The sequence below is a fragment of the Pseudomonas sp. 2,4-D genome (assembly GCF_030418155.1).
GTDB classification, from domain to species: Bacteria; Pseudomonadota; Gammaproteobacteria; order Pseudomonadales; family Pseudomonadaceae; genus Aquipseudomonas; species Aquipseudomonas alloputida.
This window is the reverse complement of the sequence record NZ_JAUHUI010000025.1, coordinates 1-19,026: the sequence shown is the minus strand read 5'-3', so window position 1 is coordinate 19,026 and position 19,026 is coordinate 1. Positions and strand designations below refer to the sequence as shown.

General features: G+C 63.6%; 23 protein-coding genes. 14 read left to right on the top strand and 9 right to left on the bottom strand.

Annotated features, from left to right (window positions below):
• The first annotated feature begins 20 nt into the window (after positions 1-20).
• Positions 21-1,226 (top strand): MFS transporter, encoded by a 1,206-nt coding sequence (locus QYE47_RS17560; RefSeq protein WP_014589497.1) that lies wholly within the window; start codon positions 21-23, stop codon positions 1,224-1,226.
• Here QYE47_RS17560 and QYE47_RS17555 read toward each other — a convergent pair.
• The 5 genes from QYE47_RS17555 to QYE47_RS17535 all read right to left on the bottom strand — a co-directional run bounded on the left by QYE47_RS17555 (position 1,214) and on the right by QYE47_RS17535 (position 5,203).
• The gene (locus QYE47_RS17555) at positions 1,214-1,897 is read right to left on the bottom strand and encodes an OmpW family protein (protein WP_014589498.1); all 684 of its coding nucleotides are present in this window, start codon (positions 1,895-1,897) and stop codon (positions 1,214-1,216) included. The genes QYE47_RS17560 and QYE47_RS17555 overlap by 13 nt on opposite strands.
• 109 nt (positions 1,898-2,006) lie before the next feature.
• Complete coding sequence (locus QYE47_RS17550) at positions 2,007-2,519, bottom strand: DUF3299 domain-containing protein (protein WP_014589499.1); 513 nt, start codon at positions 2,517-2,519, stop codon at positions 2,007-2,009.
• 126 nt (positions 2,520-2,645) lie between these two features.
• The gene (locus QYE47_RS17545; protein WP_014589500.1) at positions 2,646-3,911 is read right to left on the bottom strand and encodes an ABC transporter permease; all 1,266 of its coding nucleotides are present in this window, start codon (positions 3,909-3,911) and stop codon (positions 2,646-2,648) included.
• Positions 3,911-4,621: an ABC transporter ATP-binding protein gene (locus tag QYE47_RS17540; RefSeq protein ID WP_014589501.1), complete on the bottom strand. Its 711-nt coding sequence runs from the start codon at positions 4,619-4,621 to the stop codon at positions 3,911-3,913. The genes QYE47_RS17545 and QYE47_RS17540 overlap by 1 nt, the downstream gene beginning before the upstream one ends.
• Positions 4,622-5,203 (bottom strand): DUF2796 domain-containing protein, encoded by a 582-nt coding sequence (locus QYE47_RS17535; RefSeq protein WP_014589502.1) that lies wholly within the window; start codon positions 5,201-5,203, stop codon positions 4,622-4,624.
• A 130-nt stretch (positions 5,204-5,333) separates the two neighbouring features.
• Between QYE47_RS17535 and QYE47_RS17530 the strand changes: the two genes are divergently transcribed.
• Positions 5,334-5,678, top strand: a complete 345-nt coding sequence (locus tag QYE47_RS17530) for a hypothetical protein (protein WP_003255407.1) — start codon at positions 5,334-5,336, stop codon at positions 5,676-5,678.
• 317 nt (positions 5,679-5,995) lie between these two features.
• Here QYE47_RS17530 and trxA read toward each other — a convergent pair whose 3' ends face one another.
• From trxA to QYE47_RS17515, 3 genes are read right to left on the bottom strand one after another with little or no spacing between them, the layout of a single operon-like run.
• Positions 5,996-6,868 (bottom strand): thioredoxin, encoded by an 873-nt coding sequence (gene trxA / locus QYE47_RS17525; RefSeq protein ID WP_301159099.1) that lies wholly within the window; start codon positions 6,866-6,868, stop codon positions 5,996-5,998.
• Between the two features lie 31 nt (positions 6,869-6,899).
• Positions 6,900-7,556 (bottom strand): methyltransferase, encoded by a 657-nt coding sequence (locus QYE47_RS17520; protein WP_014589504.1) that lies wholly within the window; start codon positions 7,554-7,556, stop codon positions 6,900-6,902.
• 3 nt (positions 7,557-7,559) lie between these two features.
• Positions 7,560-8,006, bottom strand: a complete 447-nt coding sequence (locus tag QYE47_RS17515) for a YbaY family lipoprotein (protein WP_014589505.1) — start codon at positions 8,004-8,006, stop codon at positions 7,560-7,562.
• A gap of 106 nt (positions 8,007-8,112) precedes the next feature.
• Between QYE47_RS17515 and nrdR the strand changes: the two genes are divergently transcribed.
• The 12 genes from nrdR (at position 8,113) to QYE47_RS17455 (ending at position 16,866) form a co-directional block, all read left to right on the top strand.
• Positions 8,113-8,577, top strand: coding sequence for a transcriptional regulator NrdR (nrdR, locus tag QYE47_RS17510; protein WP_003255402.1), 465 nt, complete (start codon positions 8,113-8,115; stop codon positions 8,575-8,577).
• A 2-nt stretch (positions 8,578-8,579) separates the two neighbouring features.
• Positions 8,580-9,710 (top strand): bifunctional diaminohydroxyphosphoribosylaminopyrimidine deaminase/5-amino-6-(5-phosphoribosylamino)uracil reductase RibD, encoded by a 1,131-nt coding sequence (ribD, locus tag QYE47_RS17505; RefSeq protein ID WP_014589507.1) that lies wholly within the window; start codon positions 8,580-8,582, stop codon positions 9,708-9,710.
• 42 nt (positions 9,711-9,752) lie between these two features.
• The gene (locus QYE47_RS17500; RefSeq protein ID WP_012312508.1) at positions 9,753-10,418 is read left to right on the top strand and encodes a riboflavin synthase; all 666 of its coding nucleotides are present in this window, start codon (positions 9,753-9,755) and stop codon (positions 10,416-10,418) included.
• An 18-nt stretch (positions 10,419-10,436) separates the two neighbouring features.
• On the top strand, positions 10,437-11,528 hold the full coding sequence (gene ribBA, locus QYE47_RS17495; RefSeq protein ID WP_003255398.1) for a bifunctional 3,4-dihydroxy-2-butanone-4-phosphate synthase/GTP cyclohydrolase II: 1,092 nt from the start codon (positions 10,437-10,439) through the stop codon (positions 11,526-11,528).
• Positions 11,529-11,619: 91 nt separating this feature from the next.
• The gene (gene ribE / locus QYE47_RS17490) at positions 11,620-12,096 is read left to right on the top strand and encodes a 6,7-dimethyl-8-ribityllumazine synthase (RefSeq protein WP_003255395.1); all 477 of its coding nucleotides are present in this window, start codon (positions 11,620-11,622) and stop codon (positions 12,094-12,096) included.
• Positions 12,093-12,593, top strand: a complete 501-nt coding sequence (gene nusB, locus QYE47_RS17485) for a transcription antitermination factor NusB (RefSeq protein WP_003255393.1) — start codon at positions 12,093-12,095, stop codon at positions 12,591-12,593. Before ribE ends, nusB begins: the two co-directional genes overlap by 4 nt.
• An 18-nt stretch (positions 12,594-12,611) precedes the next feature.
• Entirely contained in the window at positions 12,612-13,580 is a 969-nt protein-coding gene (thiL, locus tag QYE47_RS17480; protein WP_014589508.1) for a thiamine-phosphate kinase, read from the top strand.
• Positions 13,577-14,080, top strand: a complete 504-nt coding sequence (locus QYE47_RS17475; protein WP_010951803.1) for a phosphatidylglycerophosphatase A — start codon at positions 13,577-13,579, stop codon at positions 14,078-14,080. The genes thiL and QYE47_RS17475 overlap by 4 nt, the downstream gene beginning before the upstream one ends.
• 16 nt (positions 14,081-14,096) lie before the next feature.
• The gene (locus QYE47_RS17470; RefSeq protein WP_014589509.1) at positions 14,097-14,840 is read left to right on the top strand and encodes an ABC transporter substrate-binding protein; all 744 of its coding nucleotides are present in this window, start codon (positions 14,097-14,099) and stop codon (positions 14,838-14,840) included.
• A gap of 180 nt (positions 14,841-15,020) precedes the next feature.
• Entirely contained in the window at positions 15,021-15,638 is a 618-nt protein-coding gene (gene ribA, locus QYE47_RS17465) for a GTP cyclohydrolase II (protein ID WP_003255389.1), read from the top strand.
• Positions 15,635-16,054, top strand: coding sequence for a hypothetical protein (locus tag QYE47_RS17460; RefSeq protein ID WP_014589510.1), 420 nt, complete (start codon positions 15,635-15,637; stop codon positions 16,052-16,054). The genes ribA and QYE47_RS17460 overlap by 4 nt, the downstream gene beginning before the upstream one ends.
• The gene (locus QYE47_RS17455; RefSeq protein WP_041166827.1) at positions 16,054-16,866 is read left to right on the top strand and encodes a cobalamin-binding protein; all 813 of its coding nucleotides are present in this window, start codon (positions 16,054-16,056) and stop codon (positions 16,864-16,866) included. The genes QYE47_RS17460 and QYE47_RS17455 overlap by 1 nt, the downstream gene beginning before the upstream one ends.
• Here QYE47_RS17455 and QYE47_RS17450 read toward each other — a convergent pair.
• A complete protein-coding gene (locus QYE47_RS17450; RefSeq protein ID WP_041166828.1) occupies positions 16,844-18,715 on the bottom strand; it encodes a TonB-dependent receptor in 1,872 nt (623 codons plus the stop codon). The two genes, QYE47_RS17455 and QYE47_RS17450, sit on opposite strands and share 23 nt — an antisense overlap.
• Between the last annotated feature and the right edge of the window lie 311 nt (positions 18,716-19,026).

The window sequence follows — 19,026 nt, the reverse complement described above, 5'->3', positions numbered from 1 at the left end:
GATTCCAGAGGCTTTGCCCGATGACACCTTCGCTGACACGCTGGATAACCCTGTTGCTTGCCACCACCAGCGCAATGGCGGTGGCGACGGTGTACTTCGCTCAACCGCTGCTTGAGTCGATGGCTGCTGAGTTGGGGGTGGCGCAGCAGCAGATTGGCTGGGTAGTCGGCGCGACCCAGGCGGGCTACGCCCTGGGGTTGCTACTGATTGTGCCGCTCGGGGACTTGGTCGACCGTAAACGTCTGTTGCTTGGCCAGTTGCTGTTCGCGGCGCTTGCGCTGGTCGGCGTTGGCATGGCGCCGAACTGGGCAATATTGCTGCTGGCTCTGGCGATCACAGGGTTGATGGCAGTCATGGTGCAGGTGATGGTGGCTCATGCGGCGAGCCTGGCCTCACCTGGCCAGCAAGGGCAGGCGGTAGGCACTGTCACCAGTGGTGTGGTGCTGGGCATTCTGCTGGCACGGCTGGCTTCGGGCGGGCTGGCCGACCTGGCCGGTTGGCGGAGTGTGTACCTGGTCGCCGCAGGGCTGTTGATGTTGCTGGCGCTGGTGCTGTGGCGCAGTCTGCCCGGCGGGCAGCCGATGGGGAGCCGGCCGGGTTACCGGGCGCTGATCGTGGCCCAGTTCAGCTTGTATCGGCACGACAGGTTGCTGCGCCAGCGCGGCGTGTTCGGTGTGTTGATCTTCGCCGCATTCAGCGTGCTGTGGAGTGCCATGGTCATGCCACTCAGCGCTGCGCCGCTGACACTGAGCCATACCGAGATCGGCCTGTTTGGCCTGGCAGGTGTGGCGGGCACGCTGGCGGCTTCGCATGCCGGTCGTCTGGCCGACCTGGGACGGGGTGAGCGTACGACCGGGGTGTCGTTGGCCCTTCTGACGCTGTCGTGGCTGCCAACAGCGTTCGTCGAACATTCATTGCTGGCCTTCGTGCTGGGTGTGCTGATGCTGGACTTTGCCGTGCAGGCAGTGCATGTCACCAACCAGAGCCTGTTGCTGGCCGGGCGTGGTGCGATGGCTAGCCGTTTGATCGGCGCCTACATGTGTTGCTATTCGCTGGGCAGCGGTTTGGGGGCGGTGTTGGCGAGCTGGGTGTTTGCACACTGGGGCTGGGTTGCGGTGTGTGGGCTTGGCATGGGCATCAGTGCCGCCGCACTGTGCTACTGGCTATGGCTGCAACGCGCGAGGGCGGCCGAGGCCGCCCTGCAATGTTCAGGTCAGAACTTGTAGCCAAGGCCGACCATGTATACCCAAGGGTCGACGTCGACGTCGACCTTGGTCTTGCTGTAGCCAAGGGCGGTCGGGCCGTTGACGCTGGCCTTGGTGTCGATGTCGACGTACCAGACCGAGGCGTTTACCAGCAGGTTGTCGGTCAGCATGTAGTCCATGCCCAGTTGGCCGGCGATACCTACCGAATCCTGCAGCTTGAGGTTGCTGAAGCCTTGTTGCTTGCGTGCGCTGCTCAAATCTTCGTCAAAGAACAGGGTGTAGTTGATACCGACGCCAGCGTACGGCTGGAAGCGCGAATTCGGTTCCATTGGGTAGTACTGCAGCGACAGCGTCGGTGGCAGTTGCTTGATGTCTGCCAGCTTGCCGTCCAGCCCGCCGCCCAGACCTTTTACGCCGACGGTGTGCTTGAACGGGGTAGCTGCCAGCAGCTCCAGGCCGATGTGGTCGGTGAGCATGTAGGCAAAGGTCAGGCCCAACTGGGTATCGCTGTCCAGGGTCGCCTTGGTGCCAGACACCTTGTTACCGTCAAACTTGAGGTCGCCGCTGCTCTCGTTCGGGGCGGTGGTGATGGCGCCTGCGCGCAGGATCATGTCCCCCGCCTGATAGGCGTGGGCGGCAGGGGCGGCGAGCGCAAGGGCCACAAGCGAGGCACCCAGCAAGGACTTGTTCATGGAAGCTCCCAAAGGACGTTATTAATCGAGTAGTCCAATGGTACGGAGCTGGTTAAACAGAAAGTTTGACCCAGCTCAAAGAAGCGTCTTCACGAATTCGAAACAGTTCTCATCTCAGCTCATAAGCGTAGATTTTCTCGGCTTCCATCTGGTAGCCGGCGTCGGCCAACTCGCTACTGGAAGCTCTAACCTGCATCTTTCCCTCGATCCAGTAGGGCTGGTAGAGGTCTTCGATGCGCACGCCCATCTCGCTGAAAATGTGCACGATCTGGTTCGGCGGTGGCGGCGGCACGTGGATGCACGCGCCATAGTAAGGGACCAGCAGGAATTCGGTGGTGCGGCCTTCTTCGCTGACCTCCAGTGGCACGATGTAGCCGGGTAGTTTGACCTGTTGGCCGTCGAGGCTTTTTACCACCGGCGCGTCGGGCGCCTGTTGGCGCGCGGGTGGGGCGGATTCGGCAGACAGGGCGTTGCTGAGCTGTGACATGTCGTGCAGCGGGGTGAGTTGCGGCGGGATGACCGGGGCGCCTTCGGGGATCAGGGCGGGCCAGTCCAGCTCCTTGGGTTCGGCGGCCCATAGAGGCATCGCTACCAGCAACAGCAGGGCCAGCAGCATGTGCATTGCCGGCCTCTTCGCGGGCAAGCCCGCTCCCACAGGTACTGCACAAGCTCCGAAGCCTGCGGGGCTCCCTGTGGGAGCGGGCGTGCCCGCGAAGCAGGCGGTGAGGTGTTTGATCATTACGCGCACTCAGAGGTGTATGGACAGGCCGTCGGCCAGCGATTGCCGGTAAGCCCGCCACGCCGGCACGCTGCCCATCAGCAACGCGGCCCCCAGGATGATAGCCAGCAAGGTCCATTCATGGGGACTCGGCATAGCAAGTGGCAAGTACAAACCATAGTTGGCCTGCACATACCCCTGTGCCAGGGCGATGCCCGCATATAGCAAGCCAAGCCCGGCTACGATCCCGACCGAGGCCAGTGACAGTGCTTCCAGTACCAGCAACCCCGCAATATGCCAAGGCCGGGCCCCGACCGAACGCAAGATCGCCATCTCCCGGCGGCGTTCGTTGAGGCTGGTGAGAATCGCCGTGAGCATGCCGATCAAACCGGTCAGCACCACGAATAGCGACACTACGAACAATGCCTGTTCTGCAGTGCCCATCAGGCTCCACAGCTCCTGCAGGGCGACCCCTGGCAGGATCGCCAGCAGCGGCTCGCTGCGGTACTCGTTGATCTCTCGCTGCAAACTGAAGGTTGCGATCTTGCTGTTCAGACCAAGCATGAACGCAGTGATGGCGGCAGGTTGCAGGTCCATCGTACGGGCCTGTTCGGCGCTGATGCGCCCGGCGCCACGGGCGGGTACGCCGTTGTGCCAGTCGATATGGATCGCCTCCATGCCGCCCAGGCTGATATGCAAGGTGCGGTCGACGGGGGTGCCGGTGCGCTTGAGTACGCCGACCACGGTAAATGGCTTGTCGTCATGCTTGACCAGACTGATTGCGGCCACGCCGTGGGCCAGCACCAACTTGTCACCCAGCTTGTAGTGCAATGCCTCGGCCACTTCGGCGCCGAGCACTACCTCGAACGGGTCGTTGGCAAACTCACGCCCTTGGCTCAGTTGCAGAGGCTGGCGGCGGCCGTACTGGTAATGGCTGAAGTAATCTGTGGTGGTGCCCATCACTCTGTAGCCGCGGTGCGAGTCGCCCAGCGAGATCGGGATTGCCCACTTCACCCGTGGGTCCTGTGCATAGTGCTGGAAGCTGTCCCAGCGGATGTTATTGGTCGCATTGCCAATGCGGAACACCGAGTACAGCAGCAGGTTCACCGAGCCGGAGCGTGCGCCGACGATCAGGTCGGTTCCGCTGATGGTGCTGGCGAAGCTGGCACGGGCTTCGGTACGGACCCGCTCAACAGCCAGCAGCAGGCACACCGACAGGGCAATGGCAAAGGCGGTCAGAAACGCAGTGAAGCGGCGGTTGGCCAGGCTGGCCAAGGCAAGGCGGAGCAGGTACATCAGGCCTCCCGGGGCTTGGCGGCGCGGTTCAGTTCGGCAAGCGACAGGTGGCGGTCGAACAGCGGTGCCAGGCTCTGGTCGTGGCTGACGAACAACAGGCTGGCACCGGCGGCCCGGCACTCATCGAACAGCAGGCGGATGAACGCTTCGCGGGTGTCTGCATCCAGTGCCGAGGTCGGTTCGTCGGCAATCACCAGTTCAGGCTGGCCGATCAGTGCGCGGGCGGCGGCGACCCGCTGCTGCTGGCCGATCGACAGGCTGTCGGCGCGGCGGGCGAGCATGGCAGGGTCGCCCAGGCCCAGGTGGGTCAGCAGCGTGCTGGCCGCCTGGCCAACACTGCCATGGCGCTGCTCGGCGCGCGCCTTGCGGCTGCGCGAGAAGCGGCAGGGCAGTTCGACGTTTTCACGTACCGAGAGGAACGGCAGCAGGTTGAACTGCTGGAAGATATACCCTGTGTGATCGACCCGAAAGCGGTCGCGGGCGCCCTGGCTCAGGCTGCCGAGGTCCTGACCGAGCAACTGGATGCGGCCCTGGACCGGCACGTTCACCCCGCCCAGCAGGCCCAGCAAGGTCGTCTTGCCACTGCCGCTAGGGCCCTTGAGGAACAATGCTTCACCAGCGTCCAGGCGCAATGCCGGGATATCCAGCAGCGGCGGGTGACCTGGCCAGGCGAACACCAGGTCATGCAGATCGATCAACGGCTGGTTCATTCAGAAGGCGACCGCTGCCTTGGCCGGCGTGGTTTCCACGCCTTTCTGGCCATTGGGGCCGATCAGTTGCACGTTGATTTTCTGGGTGGCGGGGAAGGCCTTGAACAGCGGCGCCAGGTCCAGCTCTGTCAGTTTGTCGGGGTTGGCGCAAGTCAGCTGATAATGGGCGCCGATGTCGCTGTGCTGATGGCCGTGCTCGTCACCCTCGTCGTCGGCCTTGGAGGCGTCACCGAAGAGAGGGCTTTCCAGTGCCTGCTGGTCTTCCTTGCAGCCTGCGGCGGCGGAAAGGCCGAACAGCTTCAGTGGTTGTTCAAGTTGCTGGCGCACGGCGGCGACTTTGGCATTGTCGGCATCGCTGCTGGCGGCATGCTCGAAGCCGACCAGGTTCATTGCCGGGCTGTCCAGTTCCAGTTCCAAGGTATTGCCATCGAGCACTGCGTTGAGCTTGGCTACGCCATGCTCGTGGGCGCCGAGGGAGCCGTGGGCATGATCATGGTCATGGTCATGGTCATGGTCATCGTGAGCATGGGCCACGGCCAGTGGCAGCAAAGCGAAGGGCAGGGCGAGCAGCAGGCGGCGCATGGACGACTCCGGAGCGGGCTGAAAGATCGAGTTATGTTATAACAACTTCTCGGCGTGCCGCCAGCCTGTGTGGCGCATGTTTCATGTTGCGGTAGCATGGCTGCATTGACTTGGGCTCAAGGAATGCATCATGAGAATTCGTGGACAGATTGGTGACTGGCCGGTGGACCTGACCATCGAGCTGACGCCTGAAGAGTGGGCGCAACTGGGGCGGCAGACCGAGGTGCCGATGGTAGCCCAGGCGGCCGCGACAGCTGCGGTGGTCGCGCCGCGCCAAGATGACGGTCAGTGGGCTGCGGCGCGTGATGTGTTGCGTCTGGCAGGACAGATGAGCGGGCCGGAATTGCTGGACCGGCTGGAAGGGTTGGCGGGGAGTACGGCGGCGGGTAAACGGTTGCTGGTGCGCTTGCGGCACAGCAGTGAGGTAAAGGTAGAAAGTGGCGTGGATGCGCCGATGTATCACTGGGTGGGGTGAGTGCTGTTTTCGCTGTTGGAGCCAAGCCTGCGCGCTCGCCTGTAGGAGCGGTTTTACCCGCGAACACCGGCAGAGCCGGTGCCCTCCACCGTGTTGCTTCCTTCGCGGGCATGCCCGCTCCCACAGGTCCAGCGTAGGTTTCAAGGTCACTCGGTACCTGCAGAAGCACCCGTCTTGCTCAAAATCTGAAAAGCCTGCGTGCTCGCCTGTAGGAGCGGTTTTACCCGCGAACACCGGCAGAGCCGGTGCCATCCACTGTGTCGGTTTCTTCGCGGGCATGCCCGCTCCCACAGGTCCAGCGCAGGCTTCAAGGTCACTCAGAACATCGCCGCCGGCAGCTTGCGACGATAAACACCAACCAGCGGGTGATCGCCACCCAGCAACTCGAACACCTGCAACAGCGCCTTCTGCGGCAGCCCGTTCTCGTAGCCACGGTTACGCTGGAACAGCTTCAGCAGCCCCTCCAGTGCCGCCTCATACTGCTGGCGCGCCAGTTGCTGAATGCTCAGCTGATAAGCCGCCTCGTCGTCTTGCGGATTCTGCGCCAGACGGCTTTTAAGGTCAGCCACTTCCGGCAGGCTGGCAGCCTGGCGCAGGAAGGTCAGCTGGGCCTTGGCACCGGCCAGTGCAGCTTTGTGTTCGTCAGTCTTGACCGCATCCAGCACCACTTGTGCTTCGCCCAGCTCGCCACGCTCGGCCAGGCAGCGGGCATACAGGATCAGCGCCTCGACATTGCTGTTGTCCTCACCCAGCAGCGCCTGCAACAGCGCTTCGGTTTCGGCAAAACGGCTTTCGGCAAACAGCGCCTTTGCCTGCTCCAGTGGCGCGGCGGTGGGCGCGGCTGGCATTTGTACATGCGGCTCGAGCATGGCGCGGATCGCCGACTCCGGTTGCGCCCCGGCAAAACCGTCCACCGGCTGACCGTCCTTGAACAGCACCACTGTCGGCAGGCTACGGATGCCGAACTGGGCAACCACCTGTTGCTCGACATCGCAGTTGATCTTGGCCAGCAGCAGTTCGCCCTGGTAACCCTCGGCAATCTTTGCCAGCAATGGCATCAGCGCCTTGCACGGCGCGCACCACTCGGCCCAGAAGTCCACCAGCACCGGCTTGTGGAAGGAGTTCTCGATCACCAGTTGCTGGAAGTTGGTATCGGTGGCGTCGAAAATGTAAGGCGTGTCTTGGGTCATCGCGACTCTCGCAAACTCGTGTATGGCTCCACTATAAGGTGTCGCGGCTGGCGTGGTACAGGCTGACCCGGCGGAATTCGTGTGGCTCGGCCAGGTCCGGCAGGGTCAGTGCTTCGAGCACGCCCAATTGCTGGTACAACGGGTGGCGAAAGTCGCGTACCCGCGAGTCGGCCACCAAGGCCTGCCGACCGCGGCTCAGGAAGGCATCCAGCAGCGGCAGGTTGGCGCGGTCGTAAAGCACATCGGCAACCAGGATCAGGTCGAAGCGGTCTTCCTCGGCAAAGAAATCGCTGCTGTAGCTTAATGTCACCCCGTTCAGTGCTGCATTCGCACGGCAGGCATCGAGGGCCAGCGGGTCGAGGTCGCAAGCCACCACTTCCCGTGCACCGGCGCGTGCAGCAGCAATGCCGGCGATACCAGAGCCGGCGCCAAAGTCCAGCACGCGCTTGCCTGCCACCCATTCCGGGCGTTCAGCCAGGTAGCGGGCCATTGCCAGCCCACTGGCCCAGCAGAAGCTCCAATAGGGAGGCTCTTCAAGAATGCGCCGGGTTTCTTCGCTGCTGAAGGCGCGATCCATATTCTGGTCGTCGATCAGCCATAGCTTCAGGTCACAGTCGGGCAGTTCGCTGACGATCAGGCGCGCTTCGCCGATCAGGCCGCTGAGGGCTTGTTGCAGGGCCAGCGGCATCACTTAAGGCGCCTTCTCGAAACGCAACGGGCCGGTGGCCTGGGTTTGTGCCTGGGTAATGCGCACCGGGGGCAGGTGCATGATCAGCTGGCCGGAGTTGCTGGCGCGGCCACGCAGTTCGACCCGGGCACCGGGCGGGAAGGCTTCGGGGTTGAAACGCAGGTGGTAGGGCAGCGCCTGGCCGGTGCCGGTCAGGTTGCTGCTGGCCAGCAGGCGCTGCGGGCGGTCGCGTTCGTCGATCACCAGCAAGGCCAGTTCCACCTCGGCACCCGCCGGGATTTCCAGCAAGGTGCCGCTCAGCTCGCGCTGGTAGGCCGGCAGCGGGCCCAGTACTTCGGCCTTGGCCGAGGGGGCGGGCGCGGGCACCGGGTTGTCGGTCTTTGGCCTGTTGCTGCCGCAGGCGGCAAGCAGAGCGGCGCAGCACAGCACGACGAGCGCTCGGTAGTGCATGGGGGAGTCCTTCACGGGCATATTTCCCATGGATGTTAACCCCTTTGGCTTGTCTTGCCAGTGCAATGCGCTACCATGGCCCTCCCTTTTTTTGTTGCCTGCCACCATGCACTGTCCCTTTTGCGGTGCCAACGACACCAAGGTCATCGACTCTCGCCTCGTCGCCGAGGGCGAGCAGGTGCGCCGCCGCCGTGAATGCGTGGCCTGCGGCGAGCGCTTCACCACCTTCGAAACCGCCGAGCTGGTGCTGCCCCGGCTGATCAAGCAGGACGGCACGCGCCAGCCCTTCGACGAAGAAAAGCTGCGCGCCGGCATGCAACGGGCCCTGGAAAAGCGTCCGGTCAGCGTCGAGCGCCTGGAAGCTGCGCTGGCGCACATCAAGAGCCGGCTGCGTGCCACGGGCGAGCGCGAAGTCAAATCGCTGGTGGTCGGTGAAATGGTCATGGCCGAGTTGCGCAAACTCGATGAAGTGGCCTATATCCGCTTTGCCTCGGTGTACCGGCGCTTCCAGGACCTCGACGAGTTCCGCGAAGAAATCGACCGCCTGGCCCGTGAGCCAGCTAAAGAGTGAACATGCCCAGCCAAGCTGCCATCCTTGACGCCCACTACATGGCCCGTGCGCTGGAGCTGGCGCGTAAAGGCCTGTACACCACCCACCCGAACCCGCGCGTAGGCTGCGTGATCGTGCGCGATGGCGAAGTGGTTGGCGAAGGCTGGCACGTGCGCGCCGGCGAGCCCCATGCCGAAGTGCATGCCCTGCGCCAGGCCGGTGAACTTGCCCGCGGTGCTTGTGCCTACGTCACCCTGGAGCCATGCAGCCACCATGGCCGTACGCCGCCGTGTGCCGAAGCGCTGGTCAAGGCCGGCGTGGCGCGTGTAGTAGCAGCCATGCAGGACCCTAACCCGCAAGTGGCGGGGCAGGGCCTGCGGCGCCTGGCCGAAGCCGGAATCGAAGTGGCCAGCGGGGTGCTCGAAGCCGAGGCCCGCGCCCTCAACCCAGGCTTCCTCAAGCGCATGGAGCACGGCCTGCCGTTCGTTCGCGCCAAGCTGGCCATGAGCCTGGACGGCCGCACCGCCATGGCCAGTGGTGAGAGCCAGTGGATCACCGGCCCGGCCGCCCGCTCAGCCGTGCAGCGCTTGCGCGCCCGCTCCAGCGTGGTGCTGACCAGCGCCGCCAGCGTGCTGGCAGACAACGCACGCATGACAGTGCGTGGTGCCGAGCTGGGCCTGGATGCCGAAACTACTGCCCTGGCTCTTAGCCGCACACCCTTGCGCGTGCTGGTCGATGGCCGTCTGCGCCTGTCACTGGCGTCGCCGTTCTTCCAGGCTGGCCCGGCTCTGGTGGTGACTGCTGTCGCAGATGACCCGCGCTATGCCGCTGCCGGCCACGAATTGCTCAGCTTGCCGGGCGACAATGGCCAGGTCGACCTGGGGGCGCTGCTCCACGCCCTGGCCGCCCGCGGCGTCAACGAAATCCTGTTGGAAGCCGGTGCCGGCCTGGTTGGCGCCTTCGCACGGCAAGGTCTGGTCGATGAGTATCAGCTGTTCGTCGCTGGCACCTTCCTCGGCTCTCAGGCCCGGCCGCTGCTGGACTGGCCGATGGACAAGATGAGCGAAGCACCACGGCTGAAAATTACCGAAATGCGCGCAGTGGGCGATGACTGGCGGGTCACGGCCATCCCCCTGCCAGCGCCCGGCGTATAATGCCGGGCTTGCCCCGTGCAAACCGTTTTTGAGGAAGACCCCATGTTCACCGGCATCATCGAATCCATCGGCACCATCCGCAGCCTGACTCCCAAGGGTGGTGACGTGCGCGTCTACGTAGAAACCGGCAAGCTCGACCTGGGGGACGTCAAGCTCGGCGACAGCATCGCGGTCAACGGTGTATGCCTCACGGCCGTAGAACTGCCGGGCGACGGCTTCTGGGCCGATGTCAGCGTCGAAACCCTCAAGCGCACCGCCTTCATCGACCTCAAGAGCGGCAGCAAGGTCAACCTGGAAAAAGCCCTGACCCCCACCACCCGCCTGGGCGGGCACCTGGTCAGCGGCCACGTCGACGGGGTTGGCGAAATCATTTCGCGCAGCGATAGCGCCCGCGCCATCCAGTTCCGCGTGCGTGCACCGAAGGAACTGGCCAAGTACATCGCCCACAAGGGTTCGATCACCGTCGACGGCACCAGCCTCACGGTCAATGAGGTCAATGGCGCCGAATTCGAGCTGACCATTGTCCCGCACACTCTGTCCGAAACCATCATGGCCGATTACCGTGCAGGGCGTCGGGTTAACCTTGAGGTCGACCTGCTGGCCCGTTACCTGGAGCGCTTGCTACTGGGTGACAAGGCCGCCGAGCCGAGCAAGGGCAGTGGCATTACCGAAAGCTTCCTGGCCGCCAATGGCTTCTTGAAATCCTGATTGAGAAGGGGGTGCCGCGTGGCGCTCAACAGCATCGAAGAACTGGTCGAAGACATCCGCCAGGGCAAAATGGTCATCCTGATGGATGACGAAGACCGCGAGAACGAAGGCGACATCATCATGGCGGCCGAATGCTGCCAGCCGGAGCACATCAACTTCATGGCCAAGCACGCCCGTGGCCTGATCTGCATGCCGATGACCCGCGAACGTTGCGAAACGCTGAAGCTGCCGTTGATGGCGCCGCGCAACGGCTCGGGCTTCGGCACCAAGTTCACCGTGTCGATCGAGGCCGCCGAGGGCGTCACCACCGGTATTTCCGCCGCCGACCGCGCACGCACTGTGCAGGCTGCCGCTGCCAAGGACGCCAAGGCCGAAGACATTGTCAGCCCTGGTCACATCTTCCCGCTGATGGCCCAGCCAGGCGGTACGCTGGCGCGTGCCGGCCACACCGAAGCCGCCTGTGACCTGGCGCGCATGGCCGGTTTCGAGCCAAGCGGCGTGATCTGCGAAGTGATGAACGACGACGGCACCATGTCGCGCCGCGCCGAGCTGGAAGTGTTCGCCGCCGAGCACGGCCTGAAGATCGGCACCATTGCCGACCTGATCCACTACCGCATGATCCACGAGCGCACCGTGCAGCGTGTTTCCGAGCAATCGGTGGAGAGCGAGCTGGGTGAGTTCAACCTGGTCACCTACCGTGACGCGGTCGAAGGCGACGTGCACATGGCCTTGACCCTGGGCAAGATCTGCGCCGAAGAGCCGACCTTGGTACGGGTACACAATATGGACCCACTGCGTGACCTGCTGCTGGTCAAGCAGCCCGGCCGCTGGAGCCTGCGCGCGGCCATGGCCGCAGTGGCCGAGGCCGGCAGTGGCGTGGTGTTGCTGCTGGGGCACCCGCTGGACGGCGACGTGCTGCTGGCGCACATCCGCGAAAGCGCTGGCGATGCACCGGCCAAAGCACCGACTACCTACAGCACTGTGGGTGCCGGTTCGCAGATCCTGCGTGACCTCGGTGTGCGCAAGATGCGCCTGATGAGTTCGCCGATGAAGTTCAACGCGATATCCGGATTCGATCTGGAAGTTGTAGAATACGTGCCCTCCGAGTGACTTGAGGCGGCATTGACGCCCTCTGCTCGAGTCCAGACCCCTGTCGAGGCCGCTTGTATGCGGCCTCGCTCTTGAAGATGAGAATATCGGAATGACCCTGAAGACCATCGAAGGTACCTTCATCGCCCCCAAAGGTCGCTATGCTTTGGTGGTTGGCCGCTTCAACAGCTTCGTTGTCGAAAGCCTGGTAAGCGGTGCCGTTGATGCCCTGGTACGCCACGGTGTCAGCGAAAGCGACATCACCATCATCCGTGCCCCGGGTGCATTCGAGATCCCGCTGGTGGCACAGAAGGTCGCCCAGCAAGGCGCCTACGACGCGATCATCGCCCTGGGCGCCGTGATCCGTGGCGGTACCCCGCACTTCGAATACGTGGCGGGCGAATGCACCAAGGGCCTGGCCCAGGTGTCCATGGAGTTCGGTGTTCCGGTGGCCTTCGGCGTACTGACCGTCGACTCCATCGAGCAAGCCATCGAGCGTTCTGGCACCAAAGCCGGCAACAAAGGTGCTGAAGCTGCCCTGTCCGCACTGGAAATGGTCAGCCTGCTGGCGCAGTTGGAGGCCAAGTGATTAGCGACGAAAGCGATCGTTTCAACCCGCGCGATCCAAAACCTGCGGATGCCGGCAAGCCCTCCAAGAGCGCCAAGCGCCGCGAAGCCCGCAAGCTCGCGACCCAGGCCCTCTACCAGTGGCACATGGCCCAGCATTCGCTGAACGAGATCGAAGCGCAGTTCCGGGTGGATAACGATTTCACCGATGTCGACGGTGCCTATTTCCGCGAGATCCTGCATGGGGTCCCGGCAATCAAGGGCGAAATCGACAAAGCGCTGGTGCCTTGCATGACCATCGCACTGGAAGAGCTCGACCCGGTCGAGCTGGCCGTGCTGCGCCTGTCCACCTGGGAGCTGATCAAACGCGTCGACGTGCCTTACCGCGTCGTGATCAACGAAGGTGTGGAACTGGCCAAGGTTTTCGGTGCCACTGACGGCCACAAGTTCGTCAACGGCGTACTGGACAAGCTCGCACCTGCGCTGCGTGAAGCAGAAGTCAAGGCGAACAAGCGCTGATCCTGGCGCTGCCTGGCCATGGGTGAGTTCGAGCTGATCAACCATTACTTCGCCGCAGCGCCCTGTGCGCAGGGCGGCGAGGGCGTGGCGCTGGGTATCGGCGACGACTGCGCCCTGCTGGACCTTCCCCCCGGTGAGCAACTGGCGGTGTCGACCGACACCCTGGTCGCCGGGGTGCACTTTCCTGCTGTCTGCGATCCGTTGCTGCTTGGCCAGCGTTCGTTGGCTGTGGCTGCCAGTGATCTGGCAGCCATGGGCGCGACTGCAATCGGCTTCACCCTCGCATTGACCCTGCCTGACGTTGGCTCTGACTGGCTGGCGGCCTATGCCGACGGCCTTGGTCGCATGGCCCACCGTTGCCGCATGAGCCTGATCGGTGGTGACACGACGCGCGGCCCCTTGAGTATCACCGTAACCGTGTTCGGCCGCGTGCCGGCTGGCCAAGCCTTGCGCCGCAGCGGTGCAAGGCCGGGTGATCTGTTGTGTGTCGGTGGTTCGCTGGGCAAGGCCGCCGGTGCCTTGCCGCTGGTGCTGGGTGAGCGCGAGGCGCCTGCCGCGCAGGCCGAGCCGCTGCTGGCTCATTACTGGTCACCGATGCCGCAGCTTACTCTCGGGGCTCTGCTGCGTGGCAAGGCCACTGCGGCCCTGGACATTTCCGATGGCCTGCTCGCTGATTGCGGGCATATCGCCAAGGCATCCGGCGTGGCGCTGGAGGTGAACCTGGCGCAGGTGCCAGTGTCTCCTGCCTTAGAGGCATTCCTCGGCCGCGAAGCGGCGTTGCAGGCAGCACTCACCGGTGGCGACGACTATGTACTGGCCTTCACCTTGCCGCCCGAAGCGCTGGCGCCCTTGGCTGGCCTCGGTTGCATCGAGGTACATATCATTGGTCGTGTGCTCGAAGGGCAGGGTGTGACCTTGCGCGACTCACAGGGCCAGGACATAACCCCCGTCCAGCGGGGCTATCAACACTTTAGGGAGAGACCGTGACCGATCACCCCAACCAGGTGCCTGCGGAGTTCGTTCCGCCTTCGGTCTGGCGCAACCCGTGGCACTTCATCGCCTTTGGCTTCGGTTCCGGCACTCTGCCCAAGGCCCCGGGTACCTGGGGCTCGCTGGTCGCCATACCGTTCATCCCCCTGTGGCAGTTGCTGCCCGACTGGGGCTACTGGTTGTTGCTCGGCGTGAGCATGCTGTTTGGCTTCTGGTTGTGCGGCAAAGTTGCCAATGATTTACGCGTACACGACCATGAAGGCATTGTCTGGGACGAGATTGTCGGCATGTGGATCACCCTCTGGCTGGTGCCGGAGGGCTGGCAGTGGCTGTTGGCAGGGTTCCTGATGTTCCGCTTCTTCGACATCCTCAAGCCGTGGCCGATTCGCTGGATCGATCGCCATGTGCACGGGGGCGTCGGCATCATGCTCGACGATATCCTGGCCGGCGTGTTTGCCTGGCTGGGCATGCAGGTTCTGGTGTGGGCGGTTGCCTGAAACAGGGAGTGCGTGAATGACCATAAGGACTGTACTGCTGGCAATGCTGCTGAGTATTGCCCCGTGGGTGACGGCTGCCGAGGGCATACCGAAACAGATCCATCTGGTTAGCGAGGAGTGGCTCGACTACACCAACGCCGACGGTACCGGGGTAGCCTGGGATGTGCTGCGCAAAGTGTTCGAGCCGGCCGGTGTCGAGGTAATTACCCAGAGCGCGCCCTACAGCCGGGCGGTTGGCCTGGTCAAACGCGGCGAGGCTGATGCCTGGGTAGGCTCGTACAAGGAAGAGAACGACGACAACCTGTACCCGCGCTGGCACTTCGATATGGACCATATCTATGCCCTGGGGCTGGCCAGCAAACCTGTGCCTACCCTGGAGACCATCGGCAAGTACCGGTTGGCCTGGGTGCGTGGTTATGATTACGGCAGCTACTTGCCCAATGTGCGCGAATTCCGCGAAATCCAGCGTCGCGAGGGCATTCTGCCGATGCTCGAGCATGACCGGGTGGATTACTACATCGACGCACTGACCGAGGTCGACTATGTGCTCGGGCAAACCTCTCAGCCAGAGCGTTTCCGCCGTACCCATGTGGCCGAGTTGCCGTTGTACCTGGCCTTTGCCCGTAACGACCAGGCCAAGGCTCTGTGCGAGCTGTTCGACAAGCGTATGAAGGAGCTGATACGTAGCGGCGAACTGAAGCCGATTTTCGAGCACTGGACACAGCCCTATCCGTTCAGCACGGATAGTCACCCGCACTAAAGCTGTATACACCAAGGTCTGTCGCGGCCCTCTGGGGCAGCGGGCTTGGGTTTGAGCGATGGCTTTTAATAATTATCGAACTTTTCGATCTTAAGCCACTGTATACAGCCAGCCCACATTCCCCAACCTGCTGATACAATCGGCCCACGAGAAATTTCCTACTTACTCCAGGAGCACAACGTGCCCGTCGTCTTTGTTGCCGCCTCTAAACTCCCGACGCCCTTCGCGACCTTCACCATGCATGGCTTTCTCGACGAAGCCACAGGCCGTGAGCATGTGGTGCTCAGCCTGGGTGATATCGCGGACGGCCAGCCGGTATTGGGGCGCCTGCATTCCGAGTGTCTGACCGGCGATGCACTGTTCAGCCAACGTTGCGACTGCGGCTCGCAGTTGGAAGCCGCGCTGCAGGCCATCGCCCGCGAAGGGCGTGGGGTGCTGCTGTACCTGCGTCAGGAAGGCCGTGGCATCGGCTTGCTGAACAAGATCCGCGCCTACGAGCTGCAGGATGGCGGCGCCGACACCGTCGAAGCCAACGAGCGCCTGGGCTTCGCTGCCGACCAGCGTGACTACGCCATATGCCTGCCGATGCTCGAGCACCTGGGCGTCAAGTCGCTGCGCCTGATGACCAACAATCCGCGCAAGGTCAAAGCCCTGACCGACATGAACATCGTGGTTGCCGAGCGTGTGCCGCTGCACACCGGGCATAACCCGCACAACCGCTACTACCTGGCGACCAAGGCCGGCAAGTTGGGCCACATGCTGGGCAACGAACACCAGGGCGAGGTGCCCCAGGCGTGACCCGCGCCGAGGTCAAGCGGCGGCTGGCGCTGGCCTGGTGGCAGTACCTGGCGGTGGGCCTGGTGCCGCTGCCAGTCATGGCTTGGGCCTTTGGGGGCGGTGATGCACTGATCCCGGTGTTGGCCATGCCACTGTTCATCGCCGGTGCGGCCACCATGTTCCTCAGCCTGCCGCGCTTCGGTGCCTACAAGCGCGCACTTATTGCCACCTCAAAGGTGCTCGGTACGGGCGAAGAAGCCACTGCCTGGATCGAACTGGCGCGGGTGCGGCGCATGGCCATGCTGTATGCCTGCTTCCCGGCTTGGGTCGCCGCATTGTCGGTGCTGGTCGGCCTGGAGGCAGTGCCGCAGATCCTCCTCGCATTGTCTACCGTCGTAGTGCTGTACCTCTATCGCATTCCGCGCCAGCTGGGCTGATGCGACTGCTACCTGGCCTGCTGGCGTTGTTAGCCTGCACCGTACTGGCTGCAGAACCGCTACGTGTCGTCAGTCTGGCCCCCTCGATGAGCGAGATCATGCTTGAACTGCAGGCCGACGACCTGCTGGTGGGCGTGCTCGATGGCGGCGAACGACCGGCTGCGCTGCGCCACTTGCCTTCGGTCGGGCGCCAAGGGCAACTGGACATGGAGCGCCTGCTCAGCCTGCGCCCCGACCTGTTGCTGCTGTGGCCAGGCAGCGTGCCGCCGGCCCAGCGCGACCAACTCAAGCGCCTGGGTATCGCCACCTTCAGCGCCGAACCCCATGACATCAGCCAGCTGATCGAGCAGATCGAGGCCATTGCCGAGCGTGTCGGGCGTGCCGAGCAGGGCCATTCATACGCGCGAGCCCTGCGTGAGCGGCTGCAGCAGCTGCGCCAGCAGTATCGGCGTGACGAACCCTTGCAGGTGTTTTATCAAGTCTGGGATCGGCCGTTGTACACGCTCGGTGGCCGCCAGGTGGTGACCGACGCCCTGGCCGTGTGCGGGGCGCGCAATGTGTTCGCCGACCTTGGCCAGCCGGCGCCACAGGTGAATGTGGAGTCCGTGCTGCTGCGTAATCCGCAGGTCATCCTGGCAGCTGATGAGGCGCAACTGGCCAACTGGAAGGCCTGGCCGCAGATTCGGGCGGTTGCTGATGGGCGTCTGCTGGTGGTGCCGGACAAAGGGCTGGAGCGCCCCAGCGGGCAGATGATCGAAGCCACCGCCCGCTTGTGTGCGTTGCTGGACGCTAAAGCGCCGGTGTCCAGGTGATGCTCAAGAGCACAGTGCGGCCCTCTTCGCGGTAAGGGTGATATGCACCCTCATAGCTGTAAAGGGCGCGGCTGTAGCTGCGGTCCAGCAGGTTATCCAGCTTGGCTTCGAGTTTCAGTTCGTCGCTAGCCGCCCAACTGCCGCGCAAACCCAGCAGACCATAGCCACCGATGCGGTTGCGGTTGGCCTCATCGTCATAACTGTTGCTGACCGCCTGCCAGCTGGCACCCACGCTGAAACGCCCGAACTCTCGGTCCAGGTCCAGGCTCAAGGTGCGGCGGGCGCGGCGGGCGAGGGTGTGGCCAGTGTCGCGGTCGCGTGGGTCGATCAGGGCCAGGCCAAGCTGGCTGTGCCAGGCGCCCCACTGCTGCGCCAGCGCCATTTCCACACCATTGATTCGTGCCGAGGCGACGTTACGGGGTATCGAGTCCTGGCCAAAGATGATCGCGTCGCGCAGGTCGGTGCGGTACAGCGAAGTCTCCAGGCGGCTCTCTGCAGTCAGCTGGCTGCGCCATTGCAGCTCGTAGCTTCTGGAGTGCTCTGGATCCAGGTTCGGGTTGCTGAACTGTGGGTAATACAGGTCGTTGAACGTTGGCGCGCGGAAGCCTTCGCTGTAGGACAGCAGCACATCGTTGTTCGCGTTCAGCGGTACGGTCAGGCTGCCGCTCCAGGTGGTCTGGCCACCAAACTGCTGGTTGCGGTCATGGCGCACCCCCAGCTCAGTGGAAAACTGCTCGCCCCGGTAGCGGTGCTGGGCGAACACGGCACGGTTCCAGCGGCTGTCGTCAGTGAAGTCGGTAGTGCCGTGTACGCGGTCTTCGTACCAGTCGCCACCGATCAGTACGGTGTTCCGTTCGCCGAGGGCCAGGTCGTTCTGCCAGGTAGCCTGATCGCGGTAGGTGTTGAACACGAAGCGCTCAGCGCTGAGCTTGTCGCGTTTGTCGTCCCGGTTCTCGCTATGTGCCAGTTCAAGGCGTGAGTGCCAGGTTTCGGTGACCTGAACGTCAACGTAGCTGCCCAGGCTGCTGACGCTGAAGTCGGTGTAGGGTTGTTGACCGAAGCTCTCGAAGGTCACGGGGTCGAAGCCGCCGAACGGGTTGTCGTACTCGCTGCGACCACGGCTGTCGAGCAGGTTCAAGCCGGCCTCGAAGCGCTCACCGAAGGTGTGGCTCAGGCTCAGGTTCAACGCCTTGTTGCGGTAGGCGTCGTGGTCACCATCGCTGGCGAAGGATGGCCCGGTCGAGTCGATGCCGGCAGTTTCATCCAGGCTGGCGCCAAGGTTGAAGCGGGTCGAGTCGTTGCCGCCAGAAAGCCCCAGGCTGCGTTGGAATGTCTGGTTGCTGCCGGCGGCCATGCGCAGGCGTGGCTGCAGGCCGGGGCCACTGCTGCGTCGAGTGAAGATCTGGATCACCCCGCCAATGGCATCGCTGCCGTACACCGCTGAGCGCGAGCCTCGCAGTACTTCGATGCGCTCGATCTGGTCGATGTCCAGAAACTGCAGGCCGCTGTCGCCCGAGGTGGCGTTGGCAATGCGCACGCCATCGACCAGCACCAGGCTTTGCGCGGCCTTGGTGCCACGGATAAAGATCCCCGGCAGGCTGCCACGGCCACCGGTAGGTGCCACTTGCAGGCCCGGCACGCGGGAGAGCAAGTCGGTGACGCTGGAGGGTTGCAGGCGGTCGATGTCGGTGCGGGTGAAAACCGTATTGGCAGCACTGGTGGCGGTACGCGATTCGACTTGGCGGCTGGCGCTGATCAGCACGTCGGGGAGCTTTAGGGCGTCGTCGCGCTCAGCGGCCAGAAGGAATGTAGGGGCACAGAGAATCGTGGTACAGGCTAATTTTTTCATGGGCAGTTCCAAAGGATTTCCACAGCACTGTGCTGTCCCCGTAGGCGCGGGTTTACCCGCGAAAGGGCCGGGCCTGCAGGCCAATTTTCACCCGCCGTTCACCGTCGCCGCCGCTATCGTATTCGCGGGTAAACCCGCTCCTACAGTGGGCACACATCGGTGATCGGGCGCAGGCCGTCGTAGGAGCGGGTTCACCCGCGAAAGGGCCGGTCCTGCTTGCCAATTTTCACCCGCCGTAGGAGCGGGTTCACCCGCGAAAGGGCCGGTCCTGCTTGCCAATTTTCACCCGCCGTAGGAGCGGGTTCACCCGC

Excerpts from the sequence above, each read along its gene's own strand:
- QYE47_RS17540 (WP_014589501.1), bottom strand. The coding sequence starts at position 4,621 with ATGAACCAGCCGTTGATCGATCTGCATGACCTGGTGTTCGCCTGGCCA.
- QYE47_RS17560 (WP_014589497.1), top strand. The coding sequence starts at position 21 with ATGACACCTTCGCTGACACGCTGGATAACCCTGTTGCTTGCCACCACC.
- QYE47_RS17470 (WP_014589509.1), top strand. The coding sequence starts at position 14,097 with ATGACCATAAGGACTGTACTGCTGGCAATGCTGCTGAGTATTGCCCCG.
- QYE47_RS17450 (WP_041166828.1), bottom strand. The coding sequence starts at position 18,715 with ATGAAAAAATTAGCCTGTACCACGATTCTCTGTGCCCCTACATTCCTT.
- QYE47_RS17500 (WP_012312508.1), top strand. The coding sequence starts at position 9,753 with ATGTTCACCGGCATCATCGAATCCATCGGCACCATCCGCAGCCTGACT.
- nrdR (WP_003255402.1), top strand. The coding sequence starts at position 8,113 with ATGCACTGTCCCTTTTGCGGTGCCAACGACACCAAGGTCATCGACTCT.
- QYE47_RS17545 (WP_014589500.1), bottom strand. The coding sequence starts at position 3,911 with ATGTACCTGCTCCGCCTTGCCTTGGCCAGCCTGGCCAACCGCCGCTTC.
- QYE47_RS17550 (WP_014589499.1), bottom strand. The coding sequence starts at position 2,519 with ATGCACATGCTGCTGGCCCTGCTGTTGCTGGTAGCGATGCCTCTATGG.
- QYE47_RS17515 (WP_014589505.1), bottom strand. The coding sequence starts at position 8,006 with ATGCACTACCGAGCGCTCGTCGTGCTGTGCTGCGCCGCTCTGCTTGCC.
- ribE (WP_003255395.1), top strand. The coding sequence starts at position 11,620 with ATGACCCTGAAGACCATCGAAGGTACCTTCATCGCCCCCAAAGGTCGC.
- thiL (WP_014589508.1), top strand. The coding sequence starts at position 12,612 with ATGGGTGAGTTCGAGCTGATCAACCATTACTTCGCCGCAGCGCCCTGT.
- QYE47_RS17520 (WP_014589504.1), bottom strand. The coding sequence starts at position 7,556 with ATGCCGCTGGCCCTGCAACAAGCCCTCAGCGGCCTGATCGGCGAAGCG.
- QYE47_RS17535 (WP_014589502.1), bottom strand. The coding sequence starts at position 5,203 with ATGCGCCGCCTGCTGCTCGCCCTGCCCTTCGCTTTGCTGCCACTGGCC.
- trxA (WP_301159099.1), bottom strand. The coding sequence starts at position 6,868 with ATGACCCAAGACACGCCTTACATTTTCGACGCCACCGATACCAACTTC.
- QYE47_RS17530 (WP_003255407.1), top strand. The coding sequence starts at position 5,334 with ATGAGAATTCGTGGACAGATTGGTGACTGGCCGGTGGACCTGACCATC.
- ribD (WP_014589507.1), top strand. The coding sequence starts at position 8,580 with ATGCCCAGCCAAGCTGCCATCCTTGACGCCCACTACATGGCCCGTGCG.
- QYE47_RS17555 (WP_014589498.1), bottom strand. The coding sequence starts at position 1,897 with ATGAACAAGTCCTTGCTGGGTGCCTCGCTTGTGGCCCTTGCGCTCGCC.
- QYE47_RS17455 (WP_041166827.1), top strand. The coding sequence starts at position 16,054 with ATGCGACTGCTACCTGGCCTGCTGGCGTTGTTAGCCTGCACCGTACTG.